A 23,155-nucleotide genomic window follows, 5' to 3' on the forward strand; every position below is an offset into this window, starting at 1 on the left:
TCGGGCCCCTTCCCCCGCATCACTTCCTCCTCGCGTCGTCTCGCGCCTCCGGAGGTCGTGATGCCGTCCACCCCGTTCGCTCGTCCGGATCCTCCGCGCCCGTCGCTGCCCGACGGCCCGTGGGCCGCGCTCGCGGATCGCGTGCGCGTCTGGCGCTCCGACACGCGCGTCGCGGTCGCGGTCTTGCTCGTCGCCGCGGTCGTGGCCGGCGTCGTGTGGTACCGGCTCGGCGTCGCGAGCGGCGCCTCGGCGAGTGACGCCGGCGCGCCCCGGGCGGCCACCGGCCCGGCCCGCGACCGCGCGACGCCCACGACGCGCGCACGGGCGACGACGTCCACGACGGGCCAGAGCGCGGCGAGCGAGGTCGTCGTCGACGTCGCGGGCGCGGTCGCGCGGCCCGGGGTCGTCCGCCTGCCCGCGGGTTCACGCGTCGTCGACGCGATCGCGGCCGCCGGAGACGCGGTCCCCGGTGCGGACCTCGCTCGCCTGAACCTCGCGGCGAAGCTCGTGGACGGGCAGCACATCGCCGTCGCGAAGGTCGGTGAGCCCGCGCCCGTCGTCGCGGGGAGCGACGGGTCGACCGGCGGAGGCGGCGCCGGGGGCAGCGCGGGCGAGCCGACGCCCGACGCGCCGCTCGACCTGAACACGGCCACGCAGGCTCAGCTGGAGGCGCTGCCCGGCATCGGTCCCGCGCTCGCGCAGGCGATCATCGCGGAACGGACGCGGTCGGGCGGGTTCCGCTCGGTGTCCGACCTGCGTCGCGTGCGCGGCATCGGCGACGCCCGGTTCGCGCAGCTCGAGCCGCTCGTGCGCGTGTGACCACGCTCCGCTCGGCCGCGGGTCCGGGCGCCGCGCTCGCGGGAACGGTCGTCGGGATCGTCGTGGGCGAGCGCGCGGGTCCGGCGCCCGCGACCGGCGCGCTGGTCGCGGGCTTCGTCGCGCTCGCGGCGTGCGTCGTCGTGCGACGACCACCGGTGACACTCGCCGTCGCAGTGGTCGCGTGCGCGCTGCTCGCGAGCGCGTCGACGTGCCGGGCCCTCGACGGCCTCGTGCACTCGCCGATCACGCGTCTCGTCGACGACCGTGCCACGGCCGTCGTCCACGGCACTCTCGCCGAGGACCCCGTCCCGAACCGGTTCGGTGCGTCGGTGCTGGTCCGGTTGCGGGACGTGGACGACGGCGTGTCCGCGCGCCGTGCGGGCGGCCGGATCGTGCTCGCGCGCGCGTCGCGCGACGTCGGTGCGCGGATGTCGATCCTCGAGGCCGGTGACCGAGTGGTGGTGCGCGGCCGCCTCGTCCCGCTCACCGGCTACGACGCGCGGTTCACCTGGCGTCACGCGGTCGCTCGCCTGACTGTCACCGACGTCCTCGACGCCCGCCGCCCGACCTCGCCCCTCGCGCGGCTCGCGAACACGGCCCGGCACGCCGTGCTCGGCGGGACGCGGTTCCTCCCGCTGACGCAGCGCGGCCTCGTCGCGGGGTTCCTGTTGGGCGACACCCGCAACGTCCCCGCGACCGTCGTCGACGAGTTCCGAGCATCGGGGCTCAGCCATCTCGTCGCCGTGTCGGGCGAGAACGTCGCGTTCGTGCTCGCGCTCGCCGGCCCGTTGCTCCGCCGGGTCGGGCGGTGGCCCCGGCTCGTCGTGGCGCTCGCGGTGGTCGTGACGTTCGGCGCGATGACGCGCTGGGAACCGTCCGTGCTCCGCGCGATCGCGATGACTGCCGTCTCGATGCTCGCGGTCCATCTCGGACGGCCGATCGCGACGCTGCGCGTGCTCGCGATCGCGGCGACCGTGCTGCTCCTGGCTGATCCGTTCCTGCTCCACTCGGTCGGGTTCGCGCTCTCGTGCGGCGCGTGCTGCGGCATCGCGTTGCTCGCCACCGCGCTCGCGCGCCGCCTCCCCGGTCCGTCGGTCGTGTGCGAGCCGTTCGCGGTGACTGCCGCCGCGCAGCTCGGTGTCCTGCCGATCGAGCTCGGCGTGTTCGGGTCGATGCCGCTCGTCGCGCTGCCGGCGAACGTCGCGGCCGCCGTCGCGGTCGGCCCGCTGACGACGTTCGGGCTCGCCGGCGGCGTCCTCGGCGGGCTGGCCGCGCGTCACGCTCCCGCGTTCGCGTGGCTCGCGCAGCAACCTGCCCGTCTGCTCTCGGGCTACGTCGCGCTCGTCGCGCACGTCGGCGCGCGGGTTCCCGTCGCGCTCGACCCGCGCGGCGCTGCGCTGCTCGCCGCCGTCGCGTTCGTGCTCACCGCGGTCGTGGTCGCCATGCGACGGCCCGGTAGTGTCCGCCCCGATGCCCGCGTTCCGTCTCGGCGAGCACACCCACGACCTGACGACTCGCACGCTCGTGATGGGCATCCTCAACCGGACGCCGGACTCGTTCTACGACCGCGGTGAGACGTTCGCGCTGGACCGGCTGCTCGAGCGGGCCGAGCAGCTCGTCCGTGACGGCGCGGACGTGCTCGACGTCGGGGGCGTGAAGGCCGGCCCGGGCCCCGAGGTCGGCGAGTCCGAGGAGCTCGACCGCGTGATCCCGGCGATCGAGGCGTTGCACACGCGCGTCGCGGTCCCGATCTCGGTGGACACCTGGCGCGCGAGCGTGCTCGCGGCGGCGTGCGAGGCGGGTGCGGTCGTCGGGAACGACATCAGCGGCTTCGCCGATCCCGACTATCTCGCGGTCGCGGCGAAGGCCGACGCGTCCGTCATCGCGACGCACATCCGTCTCCGTCCCCGGGTGCCCGATCCCGAGCCCGTCTACGACGACCTCGTCGCCGACGTCAACGAGTTCCTCCTGGCCCGTGCACGAGCGGCGGAGCAGGCGGGTCTCGCGCGCGAGCAGATCGCGATCGACGCCGGCCTCGACCTCGGCAAGACACCGGCGATGAGCGCGGTGCTGCTGCGCGAGAGCGAGACGTTCGCTGCATCCGGCTACACGCTGCTGTTGTCGGCGTCGAACAAGCGCTTCCTCGGCGAGCTGATGGACCTCGCCGTCGACGAGCGCCGCGATGCATCGTTGGCGTGTGTGGCGTACGGCGTCGCGCGCGGGTGCCGCATCGTGCGCGTGCACGACGTCGCGGGCTCGGTCCAGGTGTGCCGTGTGGTCGAGGCGCTCCTCGACGTCGATCGCGGGCGGCCGGGAGCAGGAGCGTGACCGTTCACGTCGTCCGCGGGGGCGATCCGGTCCTGCGTGCGCAGGTCCTCGAGCGCCTCGTCGACGAGCTGCTCGGCGACGACGACCGCACGCTCGCGCTCGAGGACGCGACGGTTCCCACGCGCGGTGACGGCGACGCGACGGCCGAGGGTCGGGCCGCGGTCGTCGCGGCCGTCGTGAACGCCGCGTCGAGCCCGCCGTTCATGACGCAGCGGCGCGTCGTCGTGGTGCGCAACGCCGACGAGCTGACCGCGGACGACGCGAAGCCACTCGTCGCGTATCTCGCGGACCCGCTCGACACGACCGCGCTCGTCCTCGTCAACACCGGCGGGCGCATCAGCACGCCACTCGCGAAGGCGTTGAGCGCCGCGGGCGCGCAGGAGATCGGTCCACGCTCCGAGAAGACGGACGACGTGCTCGAGGACGTTCTCGCGCGAGCAGACGTGCACCTGCACCCGAAGGCGAGGCGCGCCGTCGTCGAGCGGCTGGGTGACGATGCCGGTCGCGTCGGCGCGTTCGTCGACGTGCTGTCGTCGACCTACGGTGCCGGCGCCGCGCTCGACGCCGACGACATCGAGCCGTACCTCGGGGAGGCGGGCGCGGTGCCCGTCTACCAGCTCGCGAACGCGATCGACGCGGGAGACGTCGCGGCCGCGCTCGAGACGCTCCACCGCATGCTCACCGTGACGAGCCCCCGCCAGCCGAAGCCGATGCACCCGCTCCAGGTGACCGGGCTCCTGCACAGCCACTACCGGCGGTTGGCCCGTCTCGACGACCCCGACGTGACGGACGAGCGCGCCGCCGTCGCCGCGTTGGGCGGGAAGGTGAAGCCCTATCCCGCGCGCAAGGCGCTGGAGGCGTCGCGCCGCCTCGGGAGCGACGGGCTGCGCGAGGCGTTCGCACGGCTGCACCAGGCCGACATCGATCTCAAGGGTGCGCGCGCGATCCCCGAGGACGTCGTGCTCGAGGTGCTCGTGTCGCGGCTCGCCGCGCTCTCGGCGCGCTCGGGCGCACGTCGCGGGGGACCGGGACGGAAGAGCGCGGCCGCAGCGCGGTCGCGCTCGCGGTAGCTAGTCGCCGGCGAGCGCGCGGGCCGCCTGACGCATCAGGCGCGAGGTGCGGCGGGCAGCCTGCCGCTTGTGGATGATGCCCTTCTCACCCGCCATCGCGAGCCGCTTCTGGGCCATCCGCAACCGCTCCGCGGCGTCCTCGCCGCCGCTCTCGGCCGCCTCGCGGGCGCGCTTCACGCGGGTCTTGAGCTCCGAGCGGACAGCGAGGTTGCGGCGGCGCCGCTTCTCGTTCGTGAGGATCCGCTTCTTCTGGCTCTTGATGTTCGCCATGCGCGTGAGGGCTCCGGGACTCGTCGTGGAACCCGGACAGGGTAGCAGCGTGGTCGTGTCTCGCCGCTCTCGGCTTCGCCATCCCGGCCGGCGGCGGGTGCTCGGCGAGAATGGGTACCGCCCATGACCTCGCTCGAGCGCATCCGGAACTTCGCGATCATCGCCCACATCGACCACGGCAAGTCGACGCTCGCCGACCGCGTGCTCGAGCTGTGCCGGGCGGTCGACCCGCGCGACATGCGGGCGCAGTACCTCGACTCGATGGAGCTCGAGCGCGAGCGCGGCATCACGATCAAGGCGCAGAACGTCCGGCTCGAGTGGGCCGACCACGTGCTGCACCTGATCGACACGCCCGGCCACGTCGACTTCGGCTACGAGGTGTCGCGGAGTCTCGCCGCGTGCGAGGGCGTCGTGCTGCTCGTCGACGCGTCGCAGGGGATCGAGGCGCAGACGCTGGCGAACTGCTACCTCGCGCTCGAGCACGACCTCGCGATCGTCGCCGCGCTCAACAAGATCGACCTTCCCGCCGCGGAGCCCGACCGCGTCGCGGGCGAGATCGACCGCGTGCTCGGCATCCCCGCCGACGAGATCCTGCGCGTCTCGGCGAAGACGGGCGAGGGCGTCCCCGAGCTCCTCGACGCGATCGTCGAGCACATCCCCGCACCGCGAGGCGCCGACGACGCGCCCCTCCAGGCGCTGATCTTCGACTCGTACTACGACGCGTACCGCGGCGTCGTCAGCGCGGTCCGGGTCTTCAACGGGACGCTCGACGCCGGCGCGCGCCTGCGCTTCGTTCAGGCGCGCGCGGTCCACGACGCCGAGGAGATCGGCGTCCGCCTCCCGGCGCCGACACCCGTCGCGACGCTCGGCCCCGGCGAGGTCGGGTACCTCATCGCGGGGATCAAAGACGTCGGCGAGGCGCGCGTCGGCGAGACGGTGACGAACGCGTCGCGCGCCGGCGAGGCGCTGCCCGGGTACCGCGACCCGAAGCCCATGGTGTTCTGCGGGCTCTATCCCGTCGAGGGCGACGAGTACGCCGACCTGCGCGAGGCGCTCGAGAAGCTGCGCCTCAACGACTCCTCGTTCACGTACGAGCCCGAGACCTCGGGCGCGCTCGGGTTCGGGTTCCGGTGCGGCTTCCTCGGCCTGCTGCACATGGAGATCGTGCGCGAGCGGCTGGAGCGCGAGTACGACCTCGCGCTCGTCGCCACCGCGCCGAACGTCGAGTACGAGGTCCACACGACCGACGGGCGCGTCGAGGTCGTCGACAACCCGTCCGCGATGCCACCCTCGAACGCGATCGACTGGGTCGAGGAGCCGTACGTCACCATCACGGTCCTCACGCCGAGCGAGTACGTCGGCACGCTCATGGAGCTGTGCCAGCAGCGCCGCGGTGAGATGAGCAAGCTCGAGTACCTCTCGGAGGAGCGCGTCGAGCTCGTCTACGCGATGCCGCTCGCCGAGATCGTGCTCGACTTCTTCGACCAGCTGAAGTCGCGCACGCGCGGGTATGCGAGCCTCGACTACGAGCCGGCCGGGTACCGGCGCGCCGACCTCGTGAAGGTGGACGTGCTGCTGAACAACGTGCCCGTCGACGCGTTCTCGGCGATCGTCCACCGTGACCGCGCGTACGAGTACGGGCGTCGCATGACGGTCAAGCTGCGCGAGCTCATCCCGCGCCAGCTCTTCGACGTCCCGATCCAGGCCGCGATCGGCGGCCGCATCATCGCCCGCGAGACGGTCAAGGCGCGCCGGAAGGACGTGCTCGCGAAGTGCTACGGCGGCGACATCACGCGCAAGCGCAAGCTCCTCGAGCGGCAGAAGGAGGGCAAGCGCAAGATGAAGCAGATCGGCAGGGTCGAGGTGCCGCAGGAGGCCTTCGTCGCGGCGTTGCGGCTCGAGGACTGATGGCGAACTGGTCGCGGACGGTCACCTTCACGGTCCACGACCGCGTCGGCGACGCGCGCGAGCGCGCGGTCGCCGGGCTCTCGCTGCTCGCGCGTGTGCGGGAGGTCGGCACCGATCGGATCGTGGCCAAGCGCGGGTCGCAGCTCGTGACGCGCCTGCTCGGCGCGTCCTTCACGCGACCGGCGTGGCTGCCGACGAAGGCGACCGTCGTGCTCCGACCCGAGGACGACTCGCGCGTGGACGTGACGATCACGGTCGAGGACACGTTCGGGTTCGGCACGATCGCGTCGATGCGCGAGCGCTACGAGCACTCCTTCGACGAGATCGTCGCCGCCGTGCGGAACGCGCTGCGCTGACCCGGCGGGCGCCGTCAGTCGCGCGGGAGCCCGAGGCCCTTCTCGGCGATGATGTTGCGCTGCACCTCAGCGGTCCCGCCGCCGATCGTCAGCGCCCGCGAGAACAGGTAGCCGTTCGCCCATGTCGCCGTCTCCGTCCCGAACGGGCCTCGGTCCGCGAGCAGGCCGTGCGCGCCGGCGAGCTCGACGGCGAGCGCCATGACGCGCTGACCGTGCTCGTCCGCGATCGCCTTGCGCACCGACGCCTCCGGTCCGGGCTCGAGGCCGCGCAGCCGCGCGGCAAGCGTGCGCATGCGGATGAGCCGGAGCACCTCGGCCTCCGCGTAGACCGCGGCGACGCGCTGGCGCACGACCGGGTCGCGCACGCCACCGTGCTCGCGCACGATCGCGACGAGGTCGTGCGCGGTGGGTCCCATGCCCCACAGCGCGCCCTCGCCGGAGAGCGACACGCGCTCGTTCCCGAGCGTGACGCGTGCGAGCCGCCAGCCGTCGTGCTCCTCGCCGACGAGATGGTCGGCCGGGATGCGGACGTCGTCGAGGAACACCTCGTTGAACCCGGACGATCCGTCCATCTGCCGGATCGGTCGCACCTCGATCCCGGGCGCGCGCATGTCGAGGACGAAGTACGAGATGCCCTGGTGCGCCTCGGCGTCCGGATTCGTGCGCGCGAGCAGGATCCCCCAGCGCGCGTGCTGTGCGGCCGTCGTCCAGATCTTCTGCCCCTGCACGACCCACTCGTCGCCGTCCCGGTTCGCGCGTGTCGTCAGCGACGCCAGGTCGCTCCCCGCGCCGGGCTCGCTGAAGAGCTGGCACCAGAACTCGGATCCGTCGAGGATGCCCGGGAGCCAGTGCGCGTGCTGGGCGGGCGTGCCGGCGACGAGCAGCGCGGGTCCCGCCCATCCGATGCCGATCGGGTTCAAGGGTCGGGGCGCGTGCGCGCGCCGCAGCTCGTCGTCGATCGCGAGCTGCTGCAGCGGACCGGCGTCGAGCCCCCACGGTCGGGGCCAGTGCGGTGCGACGAAGCCCGCCCGCGCGAGCGCGCGGACGAAGTCGGCGGGGTAGCGGCCGTCCGGTGCGTGCTCGGCCAGGAACGCGCGGACGTCCGCGCGGTACCGGTCCGCCTCGGGAGGCAGCGGGAGCGTGGGCTGCATCGAGCGCGAGGCTATGTGCCCGCACCGGCGCGATCATCGGGTGATGGCGTTCGGCGTCTACGTGCACGTCCCGTTCTGCGCGTCGCGGTGCGACTACTGCGACTTCGCGACGTGGACGGACCGCGCCCACCTCGTCGACGCGTACGTCGACGCATGCGTCGCGGACGTCGAGCGACGCCGGGCGCGCGGCGATCTCCCCGACGCGACGTCGGTGTTCTTCGGCGGCGGGACGCCCTCGCTGCTCCCGGCTGACCGGCTCGTGCGGATCCTCGACGCGATTCCACGCGCTCCGGGCGCGGAGGTCACCGTCGAGTGCAACCCCGACTCGGTCGACGGCGACAAGCTCGCGGTCTACCGCGCCGGCGGCGTCGATCGCGTGTCTCTCGGTGTGCAGTCGATGCGATCGCACGTGTTGCGCGCGCTCGGCCGGACGCACGACCCCGCCAACGTCGCGCGGGCGATCGCGGCGGCGCGCGACGCCGGGTTCGCGCGCGTGAGCGTCGACCTGATCTACGGGGTGCCGGGTGAGACGCTCGACGACTGGCGCGCGACCGTTCTCGACGCGCTCGCGCTCGGTCCGGACCACGTGAGCGCGTACGCGCTCACCGTGGAGCCGGGCACGCCGCTCGGGCGGATGGTCGCGGCAGGGGAGCGCCCCGCGCCGGACGACGACGACCAGGCCGACAAGTACCTCCTCGCCGACGACCTCCTCGCGTCGGCCGGGTTCGCCTGGTACGAGATCTCCAACTGGGCCCGTCCCGGCCAGGAGTGCCGGCACAACCGGCTGTACTGGGACGGCGGCGAGTACGTCGGGATCGGGTGCGCCGCGCACGGCCACACGGCCGGGCGCCGGTGGTGGAACGTCCGGACTCCCGACCGCTACATCGACCTCGTCTCCCGGGAGGAGTTGGTCGAGGCCGGCGGGGAGTTCCTGGATCCCGCCACGCGTGCCGACGAGGTGTTCGCGCTCGCGCTCCGCACCCGGTGCGGCGCGCCACTCCCGGTCGCTCATCGGGCGCGCGAGCGGGTTCACGCGCTCGCGGCCGACGGGCTGGTCGTCGTGGACGACGGGCGAATCCGGCTCACCACGCGGGGCCGGCTCCTGGCCAGCGCGGTCACGGTGGATCTCCTCGCCGCCGGGGCGGCGGCCGCGCCCGGTGTCGCGACGGCTGGCACTCGGTAGAATCGAGTGCTAATGGACGAGCGGAAGGCCGCCATCCTCCGGGCGATCGTCGAGGAGTACATCGAGACCGCCCAGCCGGTCGGCTCGGGCACGATCGCGCGGTCCCGCGGCCTCGGCGTGTCGAGCGCCACGGTCCGCAACGACATGACCGTCCTGGAGCGTGAGGGGTACCTGGTCCAGCCGCACACCTCGGCGGGCCGGATCCCGACCGACCTCGGGTACCGGTTCTTCGTCGACCACTTCACGCGCCCCGGCCTGCCGGTCGGGCAGCGGCGGGCGGTCGCGGACTTCTTCACGCGTGCGCACCGCGCGCTCGAGGACCTGCTCGACGAGACGAGCCACTTCCTCTCCGACATCACCGAGCACGCCGCCGTCGTCGTCGGACCGCAGCCCGAGACCGCGATCGTGCGGAGCGTGCAGGTCGTCGCCTTGCAGCCGAGCGTCCTGGTCGGCGTCGCGGTCCTGTCGAACGGCAACGTCGAGAAGGCGATCGTCGAGCTCGACCCCGACATCTCGCTCGACGAGGACGACGTCGCGCTGGTCACGGCGTCGGTCCGTGCGGTCATGGAGGGCGAGAAGCTCGGCGCGTCGACCGCCGTGACCCCGTCCGGCGACGCCCGCATCGACCACGTCGCGACGAAGATGCGCGACGCGATCACCGCGCGCGCGAGCGAGGCGTTCGAGCCGCTGTACGTCGGCGGCGCGAGCCGCATCGCGGCCGAGCAGCGCGCGTTCACCACGCACGAGAGCGCGGCGCGCTTGCTCGAGCTCCTCGAGCACCAGGTCGTCGTGGTCTCGCTCGTGCGCAACGTGCTCGACAACGGCGTCACCGTCCGCATCGGTGCCGAGAACGACGTCGCCGAGCTTCGCGAGTGCTCGCTCGTCCTCGCGCCGTACACGATCGAGGGCGACGTCGCGGGTACCGTCGGAGTGCTCGGTCCGACACGCATGGACTACCAGCAGGCACTGGCCGCGGTCGCGGCCGTCTCCGAACAGCTCGGTCGCCTGCTCTCAGGATGACAGGGGCGTAGCCCGTGCCCGACTACTACGACGTGCTCGGTGTCGACCGCACCGCGACCGACGACGAGATCAAGCGCGCGTACCGTCGCCTCGCGCGCCAGCACCATCCCGACGCGAACCCGGGGGATCCCGAGGCCGAGGTGCGCTTCAAGGAGATCGCCGTCGCATACGAGACGTTGCGCGATCCCGAGCGCCGGCGCCGCTACGACATGTTCGGCGAGGCGGGCGTCGGCGCCGGACCCGGCGGCATGGGAGGCATGGGCCCCGAGGGGTTCGGCCTCAACGACCTCTTCGACGCGTTCTTCGGCGGTGACGTCTTCGGCACCCGCCGCGGGCCGGCCGGTCCGGCACGCGCTCCGGACTTCGAGACGTGGGTCGACCTGACGCTCAGCGACGCCGCCTTCGGCGCGACGCGCACGGTCGAGGTGCGGATGCCGGTCGCGTGCGACCGCTGTCAGGGTTCGGGCTGTGAGCCAGGTACGCACCCCGAGCGATGCGACACGTGCGGCGGCACGGGCGAGCTCCGCCAGGTGCGGCGCTCGTTGCTCGGTCAGGTCGTCACCGCCGCGCCGTGCCACACGTGCGGCGGGACCGGTTCGCGCATCCCGTCGCCGTGTCACCAGTGCCGCGGGGACGGGCGCGTCGCCGGTGCGCGCGAGATCGAGGTGCAGGTGCCCGCCGGCATCCACGACGGTCAGCGCCTGCTGCTGCGCGGTCAAGGTCCGGCCGCGCCGCGCGGTGGCGTTCCCGGCGACCTGTACGTCGGCGTGCACGTCGAGCCGGACCCGCGCTTCGAGCGTCAGGGCGACGACCTGCTCCACGTCCGGCGCGTCCCGATGACGCAGGCCGCGCTCGGCGCGCAGCTCGTGATCGAGACGCTCGACGGCGACGAGGAGCTCGCCGTCCCGCCCGGCACGCAGACGGGTCGGGTCTTCCGGCTGAAGGGTCGGGGGATGCCGACGACGCACGGCAGCCGGCGCGGCGATCTCCTCGTCGAGGTGCGCGTCGAGGTCCCCGAGCGCCTGCGGCCCGAGGAGGCCGAGCTGCTGCGCCAGTTCGCCGCACTGCGCGGCGAGGAGGTCGCGGACGCGGAGCACGGCCTCTTCTCCCGGATCCGGTCCGCGTTCCAGTAGCGCGGGTGGCGCGCGTACCGCCCGCCTTCGCGGCTGACGACGGCGCGGCGGCGCACGTCTACGTCGACGACCTCGCCGACAGCCTGACGGTCGCGGGCGACGACGGGCACCACCTGCAACGCGTCCGTCGCATCCGTACCGGCGAACGCGTCACCGCGGCGAACGGCACCGGTCGGTGGCGCCCGTACGACGTCACCGCGACGTCGCCCGGCCGAGTGACGTTGGCCGCGTGCGGCGACGAGCGCGAGGAGCCACCGCTGCTCCCGCCCCTCGCGGTCGCGTTCGGCGTGACGAAGGGCGCGAAGCCCGAGCAGGTCGTCGCGCAGCTCACCGAGCTCGGCGCCGACCGGATCGTCGCCGTCACGATGGCGCGCTCCGTCGTGCGCCGCGACGACGAGGCGAGCGCTCGCGCCCTCGAACGACTCCGCCGCGCCGCCCGCGAGGCCGGGATGCAGTGCCGGCGCGCCGTGCTCCCCGCGGTCGACCAGGCGGCTTCGCTCGGAGCGGTGGCGGGCCACCCGGGCCTCGTCGTCGCCGACCGCGGCGGGGTGCCGCTCGCCGACCTCCCGGACCCACCCGCCGCGGGATGGCTGATCGTGGTCGGCCCCGAGGGCGGGTTCGACGACGCGGAGCGGCGCCTGACGGCCGGTGCGCCTCGTGTGGCCGTTGGGCCCCATGTGCTCCGTGCGGCCACGGCGGCGCCCGTCGTGTGCGGGTTGTTCACTTCGCGTCGCGATCGGGGTATGTTCTCGCGCGAATCACAGTCGCGATCGCGCGCCGAGCGCGAGAACACCCCATTTCGTTGAACTCGCTGGTATCCTGCCTCCGGGCGGGTCCGGGCCATGGGGGCGGTCGAAACATGAGTGGAACTCGCGTCGGCGAACGGCTGCGGGCGATCCGACGACAGAAGGGCCTGTCGCTCCACGACGTCGAGGCGCGCTCCCAACAGGAGTTCAAGGCCTCGGTGCTCGGCGCGTACGAACGCGGTGAGCGCGCGATCTCGGTGCCGAGGCTCCTCCGTCTGGCCGAGATCTACGAGGTCCCCGGCGACCAGCTCCTGCCGCGCGAGCTCGAGATGGAGATCAACCTCACGGACGGTGGCTCCACCTCGATCGACAACGGGTTCACGATCGACCTCGTCGCGCTGCACGCGCTCGACGACCCCGACGCCGCTGTCCTGTCGCGCTACGCCGCGACGATCCAGCTCCAACGCCAGGACTTCAACGGCCGGCTGCTGACGATCCGCAGCGACGACATCCGCGTGCTCGCCGCCGTGCTCGGCCGGCGCCCCGAGGAGCTCGGCACCCGGCTCGAGCAGCTCGGCCTGCGCGCGCGGGCCTGAGCGCGCGCGCCGGCGGCCGAGTGCCGCGCCACGGCTGATGCCCGACTGCCTCTTCTGCTCGATCGCCGCGGGTGACATCCCGTCCGAGCGCGTGCTCGAGACCGACGACGTCGTCGCGTTCCGCGACGTCAACCCGCAGGCGCCTGTCCACGTCCTCGTCGTCCCGCGCCGGCACGTCGAGGACCTCCACTCGCTCGCGGCCGACGACCCGATCCTCGGCGAGCTCGTGCGCGCCGCGCAGCAGGTCGCGGAGCAGGCGGGGATCGCCGCGGGCGGCTACCGCGTCGTCGCGAACGTCGGGCCCGACGCCGGCATGAGCGTCCCGCACCTCCATCTCCACGTGCTCGGCGGCCGGCGGATGGCCTGGCCGCCCGGCTGACGAGCGTGCGTGCGACGGGCCTTCGGTCCGCTCGTGGCGACCGCTACGCTGGTCCCGACGTGTCCGCAACCCAGGTCAAGGTGCTCGTCCCGGGGAACCATCTCATGGTCGGTCTCCTCGGCCAGCGGGACGAGCTGCTCCGCCTGGTCGAGCGCGCGTTCCCGGTGTCGATCCACGTCCGCGGGAACGAGATCACCGTCACCGGCGATCAGGACGAGGCGGAACGCGTCGCGCAGCTGTTCGAGGAGATGGTCATGCTCCTCGAGCAGGGCCACCACCTGGACCGCGACGGGGTCGGCCGCAGCATCGAGATGCTGAAGGCCGACCAGCGGCCGACCGAGGTGATGGCGACCGAGGTGCTGCGCGGCCGGAAGTCGATCCGGCCGAAGACGGCGGGCCAGAAGCGCTTCGTCGACGCGGTGCGCGACAACACCGTGACGTTCGCGATCGGCCCCGCGGGCACCGGCAAGAGCTATCTCGCGGTCGCGCTCGCCGTGCAGGCGCTGCAGGGCAAGCAGGTGAACCGGATCATCCTCACGCGCCCCGCGGTCGAAGCGGGTGAGCGGCTCGGCTTCCTTCCCGGCGACGTGCTGGCGAAGGTCGATCCGTACCTCCGGCCGCTCTACGACGCGCTCTACGACATGCTCGATCCCGAGGCCGTCGCGCGCCTGATGGAGCGCGGCGTGATCGAGGTCGCGCCGCTCGCGTACATGCGCGGCCGCACGCTCAACGACTCGTTCATCATCCTCGACGAGGCGCAGAACACGACGCCCGAGCAGATGAAGATGTTCCTGACCCGACTCGGCTTCGGGTCGAAGGTCGTCGTCACCGGCGACGTGACCCAGATCGACCTGCCCGACGGTCCGGATCGCAGCGGACTGCGCGAGCTCGAGCAGGTGCTGGACGGCATCCCCGGCCTCGTGTTCGTGCATCTCGGCTCGCGTGACGTCGTTCGCCACCGGATCGTGCAGGACATCGTCGACGCCTACGCGCGCACGGATCGCGGGCCGTCGAGGACATGAGCGAGCGAGCCGAAGGGCGAGCGGAAGCGTGGCCACGGGAGCGGCGAGCGTGGGCGAGCCGGGTATCCCGCGCGAGCAGCGAGCGTGACCACGGGCGTTACCCGGCGCCAAAGGCGCCAAGAGCGGATACATGAGCGTCGACGTCTTCGCGGCGGACGAGCAGCAGGACGTGCCCGTCGACGTCATGCGGTGGGTACGGCTCGCGCGCATGGTCCTCGACGAGGAGCAGGTACCGGGCGGCGCGGAGCTGTCGCTCATCTTCGTGGACGAGCGCGCCATGGCCGACCTCAACGAGCGGTTCCTCGGGGGCACGGGCCCGACCGACGTCCTCGCGTTCCCGATGGACGACGACGTCGTGCCGCCCGGTCGCCAGCCCGACCAGGGCGGCCGGGGCCCGGGGTCGCCGAGCGAGCCCGGTGAGCCGCCCGCGATGATCGGCGACGTCGTCGTCTGCCCGACATACGCCCGCCGCGAGGCCGAGACCCGCCGGCGTTCGCTCGATGACGAGCTGGCGCTGCTCGTCGTGCACGGCGTGCTGCACTTGTTGAGCTACGACCACGCCGAGGAGCAGGAGTCCGAGGCGATGCAACGACGCGAGCGCGAGCTCCTCGAGCGGTTCCGCAGGCTCGAGCAGAGGGGCTGACGCGTGCGGCGACCTCCACCGAGAGCATCGGGCGCGCGATGAGCGGCGGCCAGTGGCTCATGCTCGTCGCGATCGTCGTCCTCTTCCTCGCGTCGATCGCGCTCGCGCTCTCGGAGACCGCGTTCACACGCATGAGCCGGATCCGCGCGCTCGCGCTCGAGGAGGAGGGCGTGAAGAACGCGGGGCGGCTCGCCGCGCTGCTCGAGTCGCCCGTGAGGACGCTCAACGCGGTCCTGCTCGTCGTGCTCGCGTGCCAGCTCGCGTCCGCGACGCTCATCGGTGTGCTCGTCGAGGGGCTGCTGGGCGCGATCGGCGTCGCGGTCGGCACCGTCGTCGAGGTGGTGCTGTTCTTCGTCATCGGCGAGGTCGCACCGAAGACATACGCGATCCAGCACACCGAGCGCGCCGCGTTGCGCGTCACGCCGCTGCTGCACTTCCTCACGACGTTCCCGCCGTTGCGGCTCGTGTCTCGCGGCCTCATCGGGCTCGCCAACGTCGTGCTCCCGGGCCGCGGCCTGCGCGAAGGGCCGTTCGTCACGGAGGAGGAGATCCGCACGATGGCCGACGTCGCGGCCGAGGAGCAGTCGATCGAGAGCCAGGAGCGGCGGCTCATCCACTCGATCTTCGAGTTCGGCGACACGCTCGTGCGCGAGGTCATGACTCCACGCCCCGACATGATCGGCGTGGAGGCCGACTGCACGGTCGTCGCGGCGATGCAGCAGGCGATCGAGCACGGCTTCTCGCGCCTGCCCGCATACGAGGACAGCACGGACAACATCGTCGGGCTCGTCTATCTACGCGACCTCGTCACGCTCGAGCGGGCCGGGAAGGGCGGGCAACGCGTCCGCGACGCCGCGCGGCCAGCCGTGTTCGTTCCCGAGCAGAAGCGCGTCGCCGAGCTCCTGCGCGAGATGCAACAGGAGCACTTCCACATGGCGATCGTCGTCGACGAGTACGGCGGCACGGCGGGGCTCGTCACGATGGAGGACCTCCTCGAGGAGATCGTCGGCGAGATCGCCGACGAGTACGACCGCGCCGAGCCGCACCTCGAGCATCTCGCCGACGGGTCGTTGCGTGTCCCCGGCCGCACGCCGATCGACGACGTGAACGAGGAGCTCGACGTCGAGCTTCCCGACGACGAGTGGGACACCGTCGGCGGTCTCGTCTTCAACCTGCTCGGCCATGTTCCCGACGAGGGTGAGACGGTGCGCTTCGACGGTCTCGAGTTCCGCGCCGAGCGCCTGCAGGGCCACCGCATCGTGACCGTGCGCGTCCGCCGGCTGGAGCCGAGCGAGACCGCCGAGCACGGGCCGGACCGCGAGACACCCAACGCCGCGGAGCCCCCCGCGTCCAGCCCGACGCCGGGCACGTGACGGAGCGCCCCTTCCGCAGCGGGTTCGTCTCCCTCGTCGGCCGTCCGAACGTCGGCAAGTCGACGTTGCTGAACCGGCTCGTCGGCACGAAGGTGTCCATCGTGTCCGACCGGCCGCAGACGACGCGCACGCAGGTGCGCGGCGTACGCACGACGCCGACCTCGCAGATGGTGTTCCTGGACACCCCGGGCGTCCACAAGCCGCGCACGCTGCTCGGCGAGCGCGCGAACGAGCGATCACTGACCACGTTGGCGGAGGTCGACGTGGTGTGCTTCGTCGTCGACGCGTCCGCGCCGACGGGGCCCGGCGACCGCTTCGTCGCCTCGCGTCTCCGCGAAGTCGAGACGCCCGTCGTCCTCGTCGTCAACAAGGTCGACGTGGCGCCGCGTGCCGAGGTGGCGCGGCGGCTCGCCGGCGCGGGCGAGCTGGGCGAGTTCGCCGCGTACGTACCGGTCTCGGCGCGCACGGGCGACGGTGTCGACGCGCTCCTCGACGAGCTGGCCGAGCGCCTGCCGGAAGGACCGCGGTACTACCCCGACGGTGTGGTCACCGACCAGCCCGAGACGTTCCTCGTCGCCGAGATCGTTCGCGAGAAGCTGCTCGCGGTGGCACGCGACGAGCTGCCGCACTCGATCGCGGTGACCGCCGAGGTCCCGGACGACGCCGACGCCGCGGGCGACGCCGAGATCGCGCGCTTCCGGGTCGTCATCCGCGTGGAGCGTGACTCGCAGAAGGGGATCGTGATCGGACGGCGGGGGAGCGTCCTGCGGGACACCGGCACGCAGGCGCGGCTCGAGCTCGAGTCGCTGCTCGGCACGCGCGTGCACCTCGACACCGTCGTGCGCGTCGACCGCGATTGGCAGCGCCGTGCGCACGCGCTCGACCGCCTCGGCCTCTGACGCGCACCGCGCGCAGGGCGTCCGTCCGTGCCACCACTTCACCCACCGCGGTGACTATGTTCCGCGCGCAATGTTGGCAAGCGCGGCGAGCGGAGCGACGGAGGTGCGGAGCGAGCTCGCCGGCGAGTGAGCGCCCGCGGCTCGGGTATCCCGAGCGCCGCAGCGAACGAGCGAGACGGAACAGTCGGACCGGGTTTGTAGCAGCAGAATCGGGCCGCTATAGAGTGCGCCGGAGTCGGGTCGGGCCGTGCGGCGGGCACGACGAGGCGGGGGAACCGTTCACCGGGAAGGGGACATGAAGCGTCGCTCCACGCGTCCGAGGCGCTTGGCGGTCCTCGCGCTGCTCGGCGGCGCAGCCGTCGTGCTCGGTGCGTGCAGCGGACCCAAGAACGGCCAGAACTCCTTCCACCCGAGCGGCCCCTACGCCCACAAGATCGACAACCTCTTCCGACCGATCGCGTTCGTCGCGTGCGGCGTCGGCATCCTCGTCTTCGCGCTCCTGCTCGTCGCGGTGTTCAAGTTCCGCGAGCGTCCCGGTCATCCGCGCAGCGTGAAGCAGGTGCACGGCAACACGCCGCTCGAGATCACGTGGACGATCATCCCCGCGGTGATCCTCGCGGTGATCGCGGTGCCGACGATCGCCACGATCTTCGACGTCGCACGCGCGCCCGCCGCCGCCGACACGATCAGCGTCAACGTCGTCGGCAAGCAGTGGTGGTGGCAGTTCCAGTACCCCAAGGAGAACGTCGTCACCGCGAACGAGCTCGCGATCCCAGTCGACACGCCGGTTCGCCTGTCCTTGCGCGCGTGCGACCCCACCCTCGGGACGGGCTACACCGGCTGCAGCGTCATCCACAGCTTCTGGGTGCCCCAGCTCGCTGGGAAGATGGACGTCGTCCCCGGGCGGACGAACCACCTGAACATCCAGGCGAACAAGATCGGGACGTACCTCGGGCAGTGCGCGCAGTACTGCGGGCTCGCGCACGCGGACATGCGCATGCGCGTCGTCGTCATGTCGAAGGCCGACTACCAGAGCTGGGTCCGCGACCAGCAACAGGGGCCGAGGCAGGCGTTCACGGGCCCGGACAACCAGCCGGCGTCCGGCGCGCCGACGCTCATGGCGAGCACGTACCACTGCACCAACTGTCACACCGTCGACGACTCGTCGAAGGCGAGCTTCGGCCCGAACCTCACCCACCTCGGGTCGCGCAGCGTGTTCGCGTCCGGTTCCTACGCACTCACGCGCGACAACCTCGTGACGTGGGTCCGCAACGCGCCGTCGATGCTGCCGATGCAGTCGCAGAAGTGCCTCCAGCCGCCACCGGCCGCGTGTGTCGGCATGCCGTCGTTCGTCAACCATCTCCCGAAGGGGCAGCAGGCGATGACGCAGCAGGACGCCGAGACGATCGCCGACTACCTGCTCGGCCAGAAGTGACGCCGGGACCCGACGGGATGACCGTGCACGCGACCGTTCGCTTCATGCACGAGGGGGTGAACCGATGACGACCGTTTCGGACGCGGCGACGACGACGGTTCCGACTCGGCGAGTCGACGTCTTCCGGCGGCCCCGCGCCACGACCGGCTTCTGGAGCTGGTTGACGACCGTCGACCACAAGAAGATCGGGATCATGTACGGCGTCACCGCCATGGTCTTCCTGCTCGTCGGCGGGATCGAGGCGCTGCTCATCCGCCTGCAGCTCGCGCAGCCGAACGGCAAGGTCCTGACCGCGGCGCAGTACAACGAGATGTTCACGATGCACGGCACCACCATGATCTTCCTCATGGGGATGCCGCTCGCGATCGCGTTCGCGAACTACCTCGTGCCGCTCATGATCGGCGCGCGCGACGTCGCGTTCCCGCGGCTGAACTGCTTCGGCTACTGGGTGTTCCTCTTCGGTGGGATCTTCCTGTACTCGAGCTTCGTGCTCGGCGGCGCGCCGAACGGCGGCTGGTTCGGGTACACGCCGCTCACGAGCACGCCGATGTCGGCCGGGTACCTGCCCGGACACGGCCCTGACTTCTGGGCCGTCGGCATCGTGATGCTCGGCATCGGGTCGATCACCGCGTCGCTGAACTTCATCGTCACGATCCTGAACATGCGCGCGCCGGGCATGACGCTGCTGCGGATGCCGCCGTTCGTGTGGATGATGCTCGTGACGGCGTTCCTGACGCTGTTCGCGATGCCGCTCGTCACCGCAGCGCTGTTCATGGTCTTCTTCGACCGGAACTTCGGCACGAACTTCTTCAACGCGTACGCCGGCGGCGACCCGCTGCTGTACCAGAACCTGTTCTGGATGTTCGGCCACCCGGAGGTCTACATCCTGATCCTGCCGGGCTTCGGCATGGTCTCGGAGATCCTCCCGGTCATGTCGCGCAAGCCGCTGTTCGGGTACGCGGTCGTCGTGTTCTCCGGCGTCGCGATCGGGTTCCTCGGCTGGGGCGTGTGGGCGCACCACATGTTCACGACCGGACTCGGCCCGGTCGCGGTCTCGGCGTTCGGCATCTCGACGATGCTCATCGCGATCCCGACCGGGGTGAAGATCTTCAACTGGCTCGGGACGATCTGGGGCGGGTCGTTACGCCTGAACACCGCGATGCTCTTCGCGCTCGGGTTCATCGCGCAGTTCACGATCGGTGGGCTCTCGGGTGTGCTCCACGCGGTCGTCCCCTCCGACACGCAGCAGCACGACACCTACTTCGTGATCGCGCACTTCCACTACGTGTTGTTCGGCGGTCTGGTGTTCGCGTTCTTCGGCGGCCTCTTCTACTGGTTCCCCAAGCTGTACGGCCGCTACCTGAACGAGAAGCTCGGCAAGTGGACGTTCTGGACGGTCCTCGTCGGGTTCAACCTGACGTTCTTCCCGATGCACCTCGTCGGTCTCCAGGGCATGCCGCGCCGCACGTACACCTATCCGTCGAACATGGGATGGACGTTCCTCAACCGCCTCGAGTCCGCAGGCTCGTTCATCATCGCCATCGGCGTGCTGCTGCTGGTGATCAACCTCTGGGTCAGCCGCAAGCACGGCGAGCCCGCGCCGTCCGACGCGTGGGACGGCCGCACGTTGGAGTGGTCCATCCCGTCGCCGCCCCCCGAGTACAACTTCGCGGAGATCCCCGTCGTCCACTCACGTGACGACTGGTGGCACCGCAAGTACACCGAGGACGACGAGGGCCGGCTCGTCCGTCTGCCGCGCGGCGGCGCGGACGACGACGTCCCCAGCGAGCACGGCATCCCGGGTGACGTCCCCGGCGCGCAGGGCACCGTCGCGACGACGCCGCGCGGCCCGGTCGAGCCCGCCGTGACGCACGGCGCGGGGCACGCCATCCACATGCCGACCCCGTCGTACTGGCCCCTCGTGATGGGTCTCGGCCTTCCGATCCTCGCCTACGGGGCCGTCTTCCAGAACGTGTGGTTCGTGCCGTTCGGTCTGTTGCTCGTGTTCTTCGGGCTGTTCGGCTGGGCGCAGGAACCGGCGACGGAGTAGACGATGCAGGAGACCGCGCTCGCCCCGCCGCACGAGGCGTACGACACGCACGGCACCGCGACCGGCGTCACGAACGCCAAGCTCGCGATGTGGCTGTTCCTGTCGTCGGAGTGCCTGCTCTTCGGTGCCTTCATCTCCGCGTACCTGCTCTACAAGGGGCGGACCCACGGTGTGAAGGCGTCGCAGGTGTTCGACATCCCCTTCACGTCGACGACGTCGTTCATCCTGCTGATGAGCAGTCTCACGATGGTGCTCGCGCTCGCCGCGATCCAGCGCGGCGACCACCGTCGCTTCCGGGTGTGGATCGTCGCGACCGCGCTGTTCGGGCTGACGTTCATCGGTGGTCAGGTCTACGAGTTCACGAACTTCTTCCGCGAGCACCACCTCTCGCTGCACACGAACCTGCTCGGCACGACGTTCTTCGTCCTGACCGGCCTGCACGGCGTGCACGTCACGGGCGGGATCATCTGGCTGCTTTCCCTGTTCGGTCTGTCGACGCAGGGACGGCTGAGCACCGCGGACTCCGAGAAGGTCGAGATCGCCGGTCTCTACTGGCACTTCGTCGACGTCGTGTGGATCGTCATCTTCACCGTCGTCTACCTGGTCCCGAAGTAGAAGTGGGAGACGCGTCGTGACCGAGAGGCACACGCCGGCCGGAGACGCCGAGGTCGTACCGGGCGGGCTCGAGTTCGCGCCGGGCGAGGAACCGGAGCACCTGGGCGACGTCCCCCCACAGGCGCTCCCGATGCTGCCGGGCGAGGTGCGGCCGCACCCCACGCCGTTCCAGTACGTGATGGTCGGCGTCGTGCTCGTCGTCCTCACCGCGCTCGAGGTGACCGTCTCCTACCTGACGGGCGACATCCCGAACGGACTGATCCTGCTGATGCTGCTCGTGTTCATGGTGACGAAGTTCGCGCTCGTCGCGGCGTGGTTCATGCACCTGAAGACGGATCGTCCGATCTTCCGCCGGATGTTCGCGGTCGGCATCGTCGCCGCGATCGTGCTGTACGGCGTGGTGCTGTCGACGCTGCACGTCTGGCAGCACCACGCATGAGCCGATGCCGGTGACCGTTCTCGCGGCCGCGGCCCGGTTCCCAGCGTGGCAGCCCCACCCGGACGTCTGGTTGCTGATCGCGCTGCTCGGGACCGGGTACGCCCTCGCGATCGTGCGCGTCGGACCGCGGGTCGCGCCCCCGGGACGCGTCGTGACGCGCAGGCAGGTCGCGTGCTTCTCGGCGGGCTTGCTCGCGACGTGGATGGTGTCGGACTGGCCCGTGCACGACATCGCCGAGAAGGCGAACTACAGCGTGCACATGATGCAGCACCTGACGTTCTCGTTGATCGCCGCGCCGCTGATCCTGCTCGGTACACCGGGCTGGCTGGCGCGCTGGGTGCTCGGTCCCGAGTGGCTCTTCCGGACGGTTCGCGCGCTCGCGCGGTTCTTCCCGGCGGTGATCCTCTACAACGTCGTGCTCGTCGTCGCGCACTGGCCGACCGTGGTCGACCTCACGCTGCACAACGGCTTCTACCACTTCCTCGCGCACTGCGTGATCTTCGTGACCGCGCTGATCGTGTGGCTCCCGGTGCTGAGCCCGATCCCCGAGATCCCGCGCTACTCACCACCGATGCAGATGGTCTACCTGTTCCTGCAGTCCGTGGTGCCGACGATCCCGGCGTCGTTCCTGACGTTCGGTAGCGCGCCCCTGTACCACTACTACGAGCACGTGCACCAGCTGTTCGGGTTCAGCACGCTCGACGACCAGCGCCTCGCGGGCCTGATCATGAAGCTCGGTGGCGGGCTCGTGCTCTGGATGCTGATCACGATCGTGTTCTTCCGCTGGTTCGCGGAGGAAGAGGGTGGGAACACGCCGCGGCGCGGGCGCGCCGCGGACCGCGAGCTGCGTGAGCTGCAAGAGATAGGGATGGCGACCTGATGGCCACGGCCGAACTGCCCCAGGGCGAGGATCCGATCGAGCGGGAACGGCGTGAGATCAAGCACCGCATGCTGCTCGCGCTCGTCATCCCCGTCGTCGTCGTGCTCGCGGTCATCTTCTACGTCATCAACTTCTCGCGCGTGTTGCTCGCGGGCACGGGCAACCCTGCCGTCGTCGTCGCCGCGATCGTCACCGTCCTGATCCTCGGGGGTGCCACGCTGATCGCGGCCCGTCCCCGGCTGCGGACCTCGTCGCTCGTGCTCATCATCTCGTTCGCGTTGCTCGTCGTCCTCGGGGGTGGCTCGATCGTCCTCGGTCACTCCGAGGAGAAGAAGGCGGCGGCCGGTCCGTCCGCGCCGACCGGACCCGCGGTCGCGACGTTGACGGTGGACGCGCTGCCGACGCTGTCGTTCCAGTCGAAGGAGTTCACGATCCCGGCCGGGATCATCAACGTGATCTACGTCGACAAGGGCGGGACGCACACGCTCGTGTGGGACGACCCGAAGCTGAGCTACTTCGAGCTCAAGGTCCCCGGCGGGCCGACCGAGGGCAAGGTCGAGGTGCAGCCGGGCTCGTACACCATCTACTGCTCGATCCCGGGCCACCGCGAGGCGGGCATGTTCGCGACTGTGACCGTCACGGCCGGCGCGCCGCCCGCGACGCAGCCGGGCACGCAGACGCCGGCCAACACGACCGCGACGACGCAGGCGGCCGGGACGAACGGACCGGCGCCCGGCACGCCGACCCCGTCGAGCAACCCGCTGCCGTCCAGCGGGAACACGGGCGGCGGGCAGCCGAGCGGCGGCACCACGCGCAACGGCACGACGCCGAGCAGCTGAC

At 71.5% G+C, this 23,155-nt stretch carries 24 protein-coding genes; 22 read left to right on the forward strand and 2 right to left on the reverse strand.

Going from position 1 to position 23,155, the window contains the following annotated elements:
- The first annotated feature begins 60 nt into the window (after positions 1-60).
- Genes VFC33_00285 through VFC33_00300 form a run of 4 tightly spaced genes read left to right on the forward strand, consistent with a single transcriptional unit; the run spans position 61 to position 4,217 of the window.
- Positions 61-819, forward strand: coding sequence for a ComEA family DNA-binding protein (locus VFC33_00285; GenBank protein HZR11661.1), 759 nt, complete (start codon positions 61-63; stop codon positions 817-819).
- Positions 816-2,393 (forward strand): ComEC/Rec2 family competence protein, encoded by a 1,578-nt coding sequence (locus VFC33_00290; protein HZR11662.1) that lies wholly within the window; start codon positions 816-818, stop codon positions 2,391-2,393. Before VFC33_00285 ends, VFC33_00290 begins: the two co-directional genes overlap by 4 nt.
- Complete coding sequence (gene folP, locus VFC33_00295) at positions 2,290-3,147, forward strand: dihydropteroate synthase (protein HZR11663.1); 858 nt, start codon at positions 2,290-2,292, stop codon at positions 3,145-3,147. Before VFC33_00290 ends, folP begins: the two co-directional genes overlap by 104 nt.
- A complete protein-coding gene (locus VFC33_00300; GenBank protein ID HZR11664.1) occupies positions 3,144-4,217 on the forward strand; it encodes a hypothetical protein in 1,074 nt (357 codons plus the stop codon). Before folP ends, VFC33_00300 begins: the two co-directional genes overlap by 4 nt.
- Here the strand turns inward: VFC33_00300 and rpsT are convergent, their stop codons facing one another.
- Positions 4,218-4,487 (reverse strand): 30S ribosomal protein S20, encoded by a 270-nt coding sequence (rpsT, locus tag VFC33_00305; GenBank protein HZR11665.1) that lies wholly within the window; start codon positions 4,485-4,487, stop codon positions 4,218-4,220.
- A 123-nt stretch (positions 4,488-4,610) separates the two neighbouring features.
- Between rpsT and lepA the strand changes: the two genes are divergently transcribed.
- On the forward strand, positions 4,611-6,395 hold the full coding sequence (gene lepA, locus VFC33_00310) for a translation elongation factor 4 (protein ID HZR11666.1): 1,785 nt from the start codon (positions 4,611-4,613) through the stop codon (positions 6,393-6,395).
- Complete coding sequence (locus VFC33_00315) at positions 6,395-6,751, forward strand: hypothetical protein (protein HZR11667.1); 357 nt, start codon at positions 6,395-6,397, stop codon at positions 6,749-6,751. The genes lepA and VFC33_00315 overlap by 1 nt, the downstream gene beginning before the upstream one ends.
- A 14-nt stretch (positions 6,752-6,765) precedes the next feature.
- Here the strand turns inward: VFC33_00315 and VFC33_00320 are convergent, their stop codons facing one another.
- A complete protein-coding gene (locus VFC33_00320) occupies positions 6,766-7,902 on the reverse strand; it encodes an acyl-CoA dehydrogenase family protein (GenBank protein ID HZR11668.1) in 1,137 nt (378 codons plus the stop codon).
- Between the two features lie 43 nt (positions 7,903-7,945).
- Here VFC33_00320 and hemW point away from each other — a divergent pair, with 43 nt between their 5' ends.
- The 16 genes from hemW (at position 7,946) to VFC33_00400 (ending at position 23,154) form a co-directional block, all read left to right on the forward strand.
- On the forward strand, positions 7,946-9,085 hold the full coding sequence (hemW, locus tag VFC33_00325; protein ID HZR11669.1) for a radical SAM family heme chaperone HemW: 1,140 nt from the start codon (positions 7,946-7,948) through the stop codon (positions 9,083-9,085).
- A 12-nt stretch (positions 9,086-9,097) separates the two neighbouring features.
- Positions 9,098-10,105: a heat-inducible transcriptional repressor HrcA gene (hrcA, locus tag VFC33_00330; protein HZR11670.1), complete on the forward strand. Its 1,008-nt coding sequence runs from the start codon at positions 9,098-9,100 to the stop codon at positions 10,103-10,105.
- Positions 10,106-10,119: 14 nt separating this feature from the next.
- Positions 10,120-11,238 carry a molecular chaperone DnaJ gene (gene dnaJ, locus VFC33_00335; GenBank protein ID HZR11671.1) on the forward strand — a complete coding sequence of 373 codons (1,119 nt, stop codon included), beginning with the start codon at positions 10,120-10,122 and terminating at the stop codon, positions 11,236-11,238.
- Positions 11,239-11,243: 5 nt separating this feature from the next.
- Positions 11,244-12,044, forward strand: a complete 801-nt coding sequence (locus VFC33_00340) for an RsmE family RNA methyltransferase (GenBank protein HZR11672.1) — start codon at positions 11,244-11,246, stop codon at positions 12,042-12,044.
- Between the two features lie 53 nt (positions 12,045-12,097).
- Positions 12,098-12,580 carry a transcriptional regulator gene (locus VFC33_00345; GenBank protein ID HZR11673.1) on the forward strand — a complete coding sequence of 161 codons (483 nt, stop codon included), beginning with the start codon at positions 12,098-12,100 and terminating at the stop codon, positions 12,578-12,580.
- Positions 12,581-12,617: 37 nt separating this feature from the next.
- Positions 12,618-12,959 (forward strand): histidine triad nucleotide-binding protein, encoded by a 342-nt coding sequence (locus tag VFC33_00350; GenBank protein ID HZR11674.1) that lies wholly within the window; start codon positions 12,618-12,620, stop codon positions 12,957-12,959.
- Between the two features lie 104 nt (positions 12,960-13,063).
- The gene (locus tag VFC33_00355; GenBank protein ID HZR11675.1) at positions 13,064-13,981 is read left to right on the forward strand and encodes a PhoH family protein; all 918 of its coding nucleotides are present in this window, start codon (positions 13,064-13,066) and stop codon (positions 13,979-13,981) included.
- Positions 13,982-14,111: 130 nt separating this feature from the next.
- Positions 14,112-14,624: an rRNA maturation RNase YbeY gene (gene ybeY / locus VFC33_00360; GenBank protein HZR11676.1), complete on the forward strand. Its 513-nt coding sequence runs from the start codon at positions 14,112-14,114 to the stop codon at positions 14,622-14,624.
- Between the two features lie 38 nt (positions 14,625-14,662).
- Positions 14,663-15,997, forward strand: a complete 1,335-nt coding sequence (locus tag VFC33_00365; protein ID HZR11677.1) for a hemolysin family protein — start codon at positions 14,663-14,665, stop codon at positions 15,995-15,997.
- On the forward strand, positions 15,994-16,896 hold the full coding sequence (gene era / locus VFC33_00370) for a GTPase Era (protein HZR11678.1): 903 nt from the start codon (positions 15,994-15,996) through the stop codon (positions 16,894-16,896). Before VFC33_00365 ends, era begins: the two co-directional genes overlap by 4 nt.
- 295 nt (positions 16,897-17,191) lie before the next feature.
- Positions 17,192-18,331 (forward strand): cytochrome c oxidase subunit II, encoded by a 1,140-nt coding sequence (gene coxB, locus VFC33_00375; GenBank protein ID HZR11679.1) that lies wholly within the window; start codon positions 17,192-17,194, stop codon positions 18,329-18,331.
- Between the two features lie 64 nt (positions 18,332-18,395).
- Entirely contained in the window at positions 18,396-20,381 is a 1,986-nt protein-coding gene (gene ctaD / locus VFC33_00380; protein ID HZR11680.1) for a cytochrome c oxidase subunit I, read from the forward strand.
- A 3-nt stretch (positions 20,382-20,384) separates the two neighbouring features.
- Positions 20,385-20,996 carry a heme-copper oxidase subunit III gene (locus tag VFC33_00385; GenBank protein HZR11681.1) on the forward strand — a complete coding sequence of 204 codons (612 nt, stop codon included), beginning with the start codon at positions 20,385-20,387 and terminating at the stop codon, positions 20,994-20,996.
- Positions 20,997-21,012: 16 nt separating this feature from the next.
- Complete coding sequence (locus VFC33_00390; GenBank protein ID HZR11682.1) at positions 21,013-21,435, forward strand: cytochrome C oxidase subunit IV family protein; 423 nt, start codon at positions 21,013-21,015, stop codon at positions 21,433-21,435.
- A 10-nt stretch (positions 21,436-21,445) separates the two neighbouring features.
- The gene (locus VFC33_00395) at positions 21,446-22,315 is read left to right on the forward strand and encodes a cytochrome c oxidase assembly protein (protein HZR11683.1); all 870 of its coding nucleotides are present in this window, start codon (positions 21,446-21,448) and stop codon (positions 22,313-22,315) included.
- On the forward strand, positions 22,315-23,154 hold the full coding sequence (locus VFC33_00400) for a hypothetical protein (protein HZR11684.1): 840 nt from the start codon (positions 22,315-22,317) through the stop codon (positions 23,152-23,154). The genes VFC33_00395 and VFC33_00400 overlap by 1 nt, the downstream gene beginning before the upstream one ends.
- Position 23,155 lies beyond the last annotated feature (1 nt).

The organism is Acidimicrobiia bacterium, assembly GCA_035651955.1.
Classification (GTDB): domain Bacteria; phylum Actinomycetota; class Acidimicrobiia; order IMCC26256; family JAMXLJ01; genus JAMXLJ01.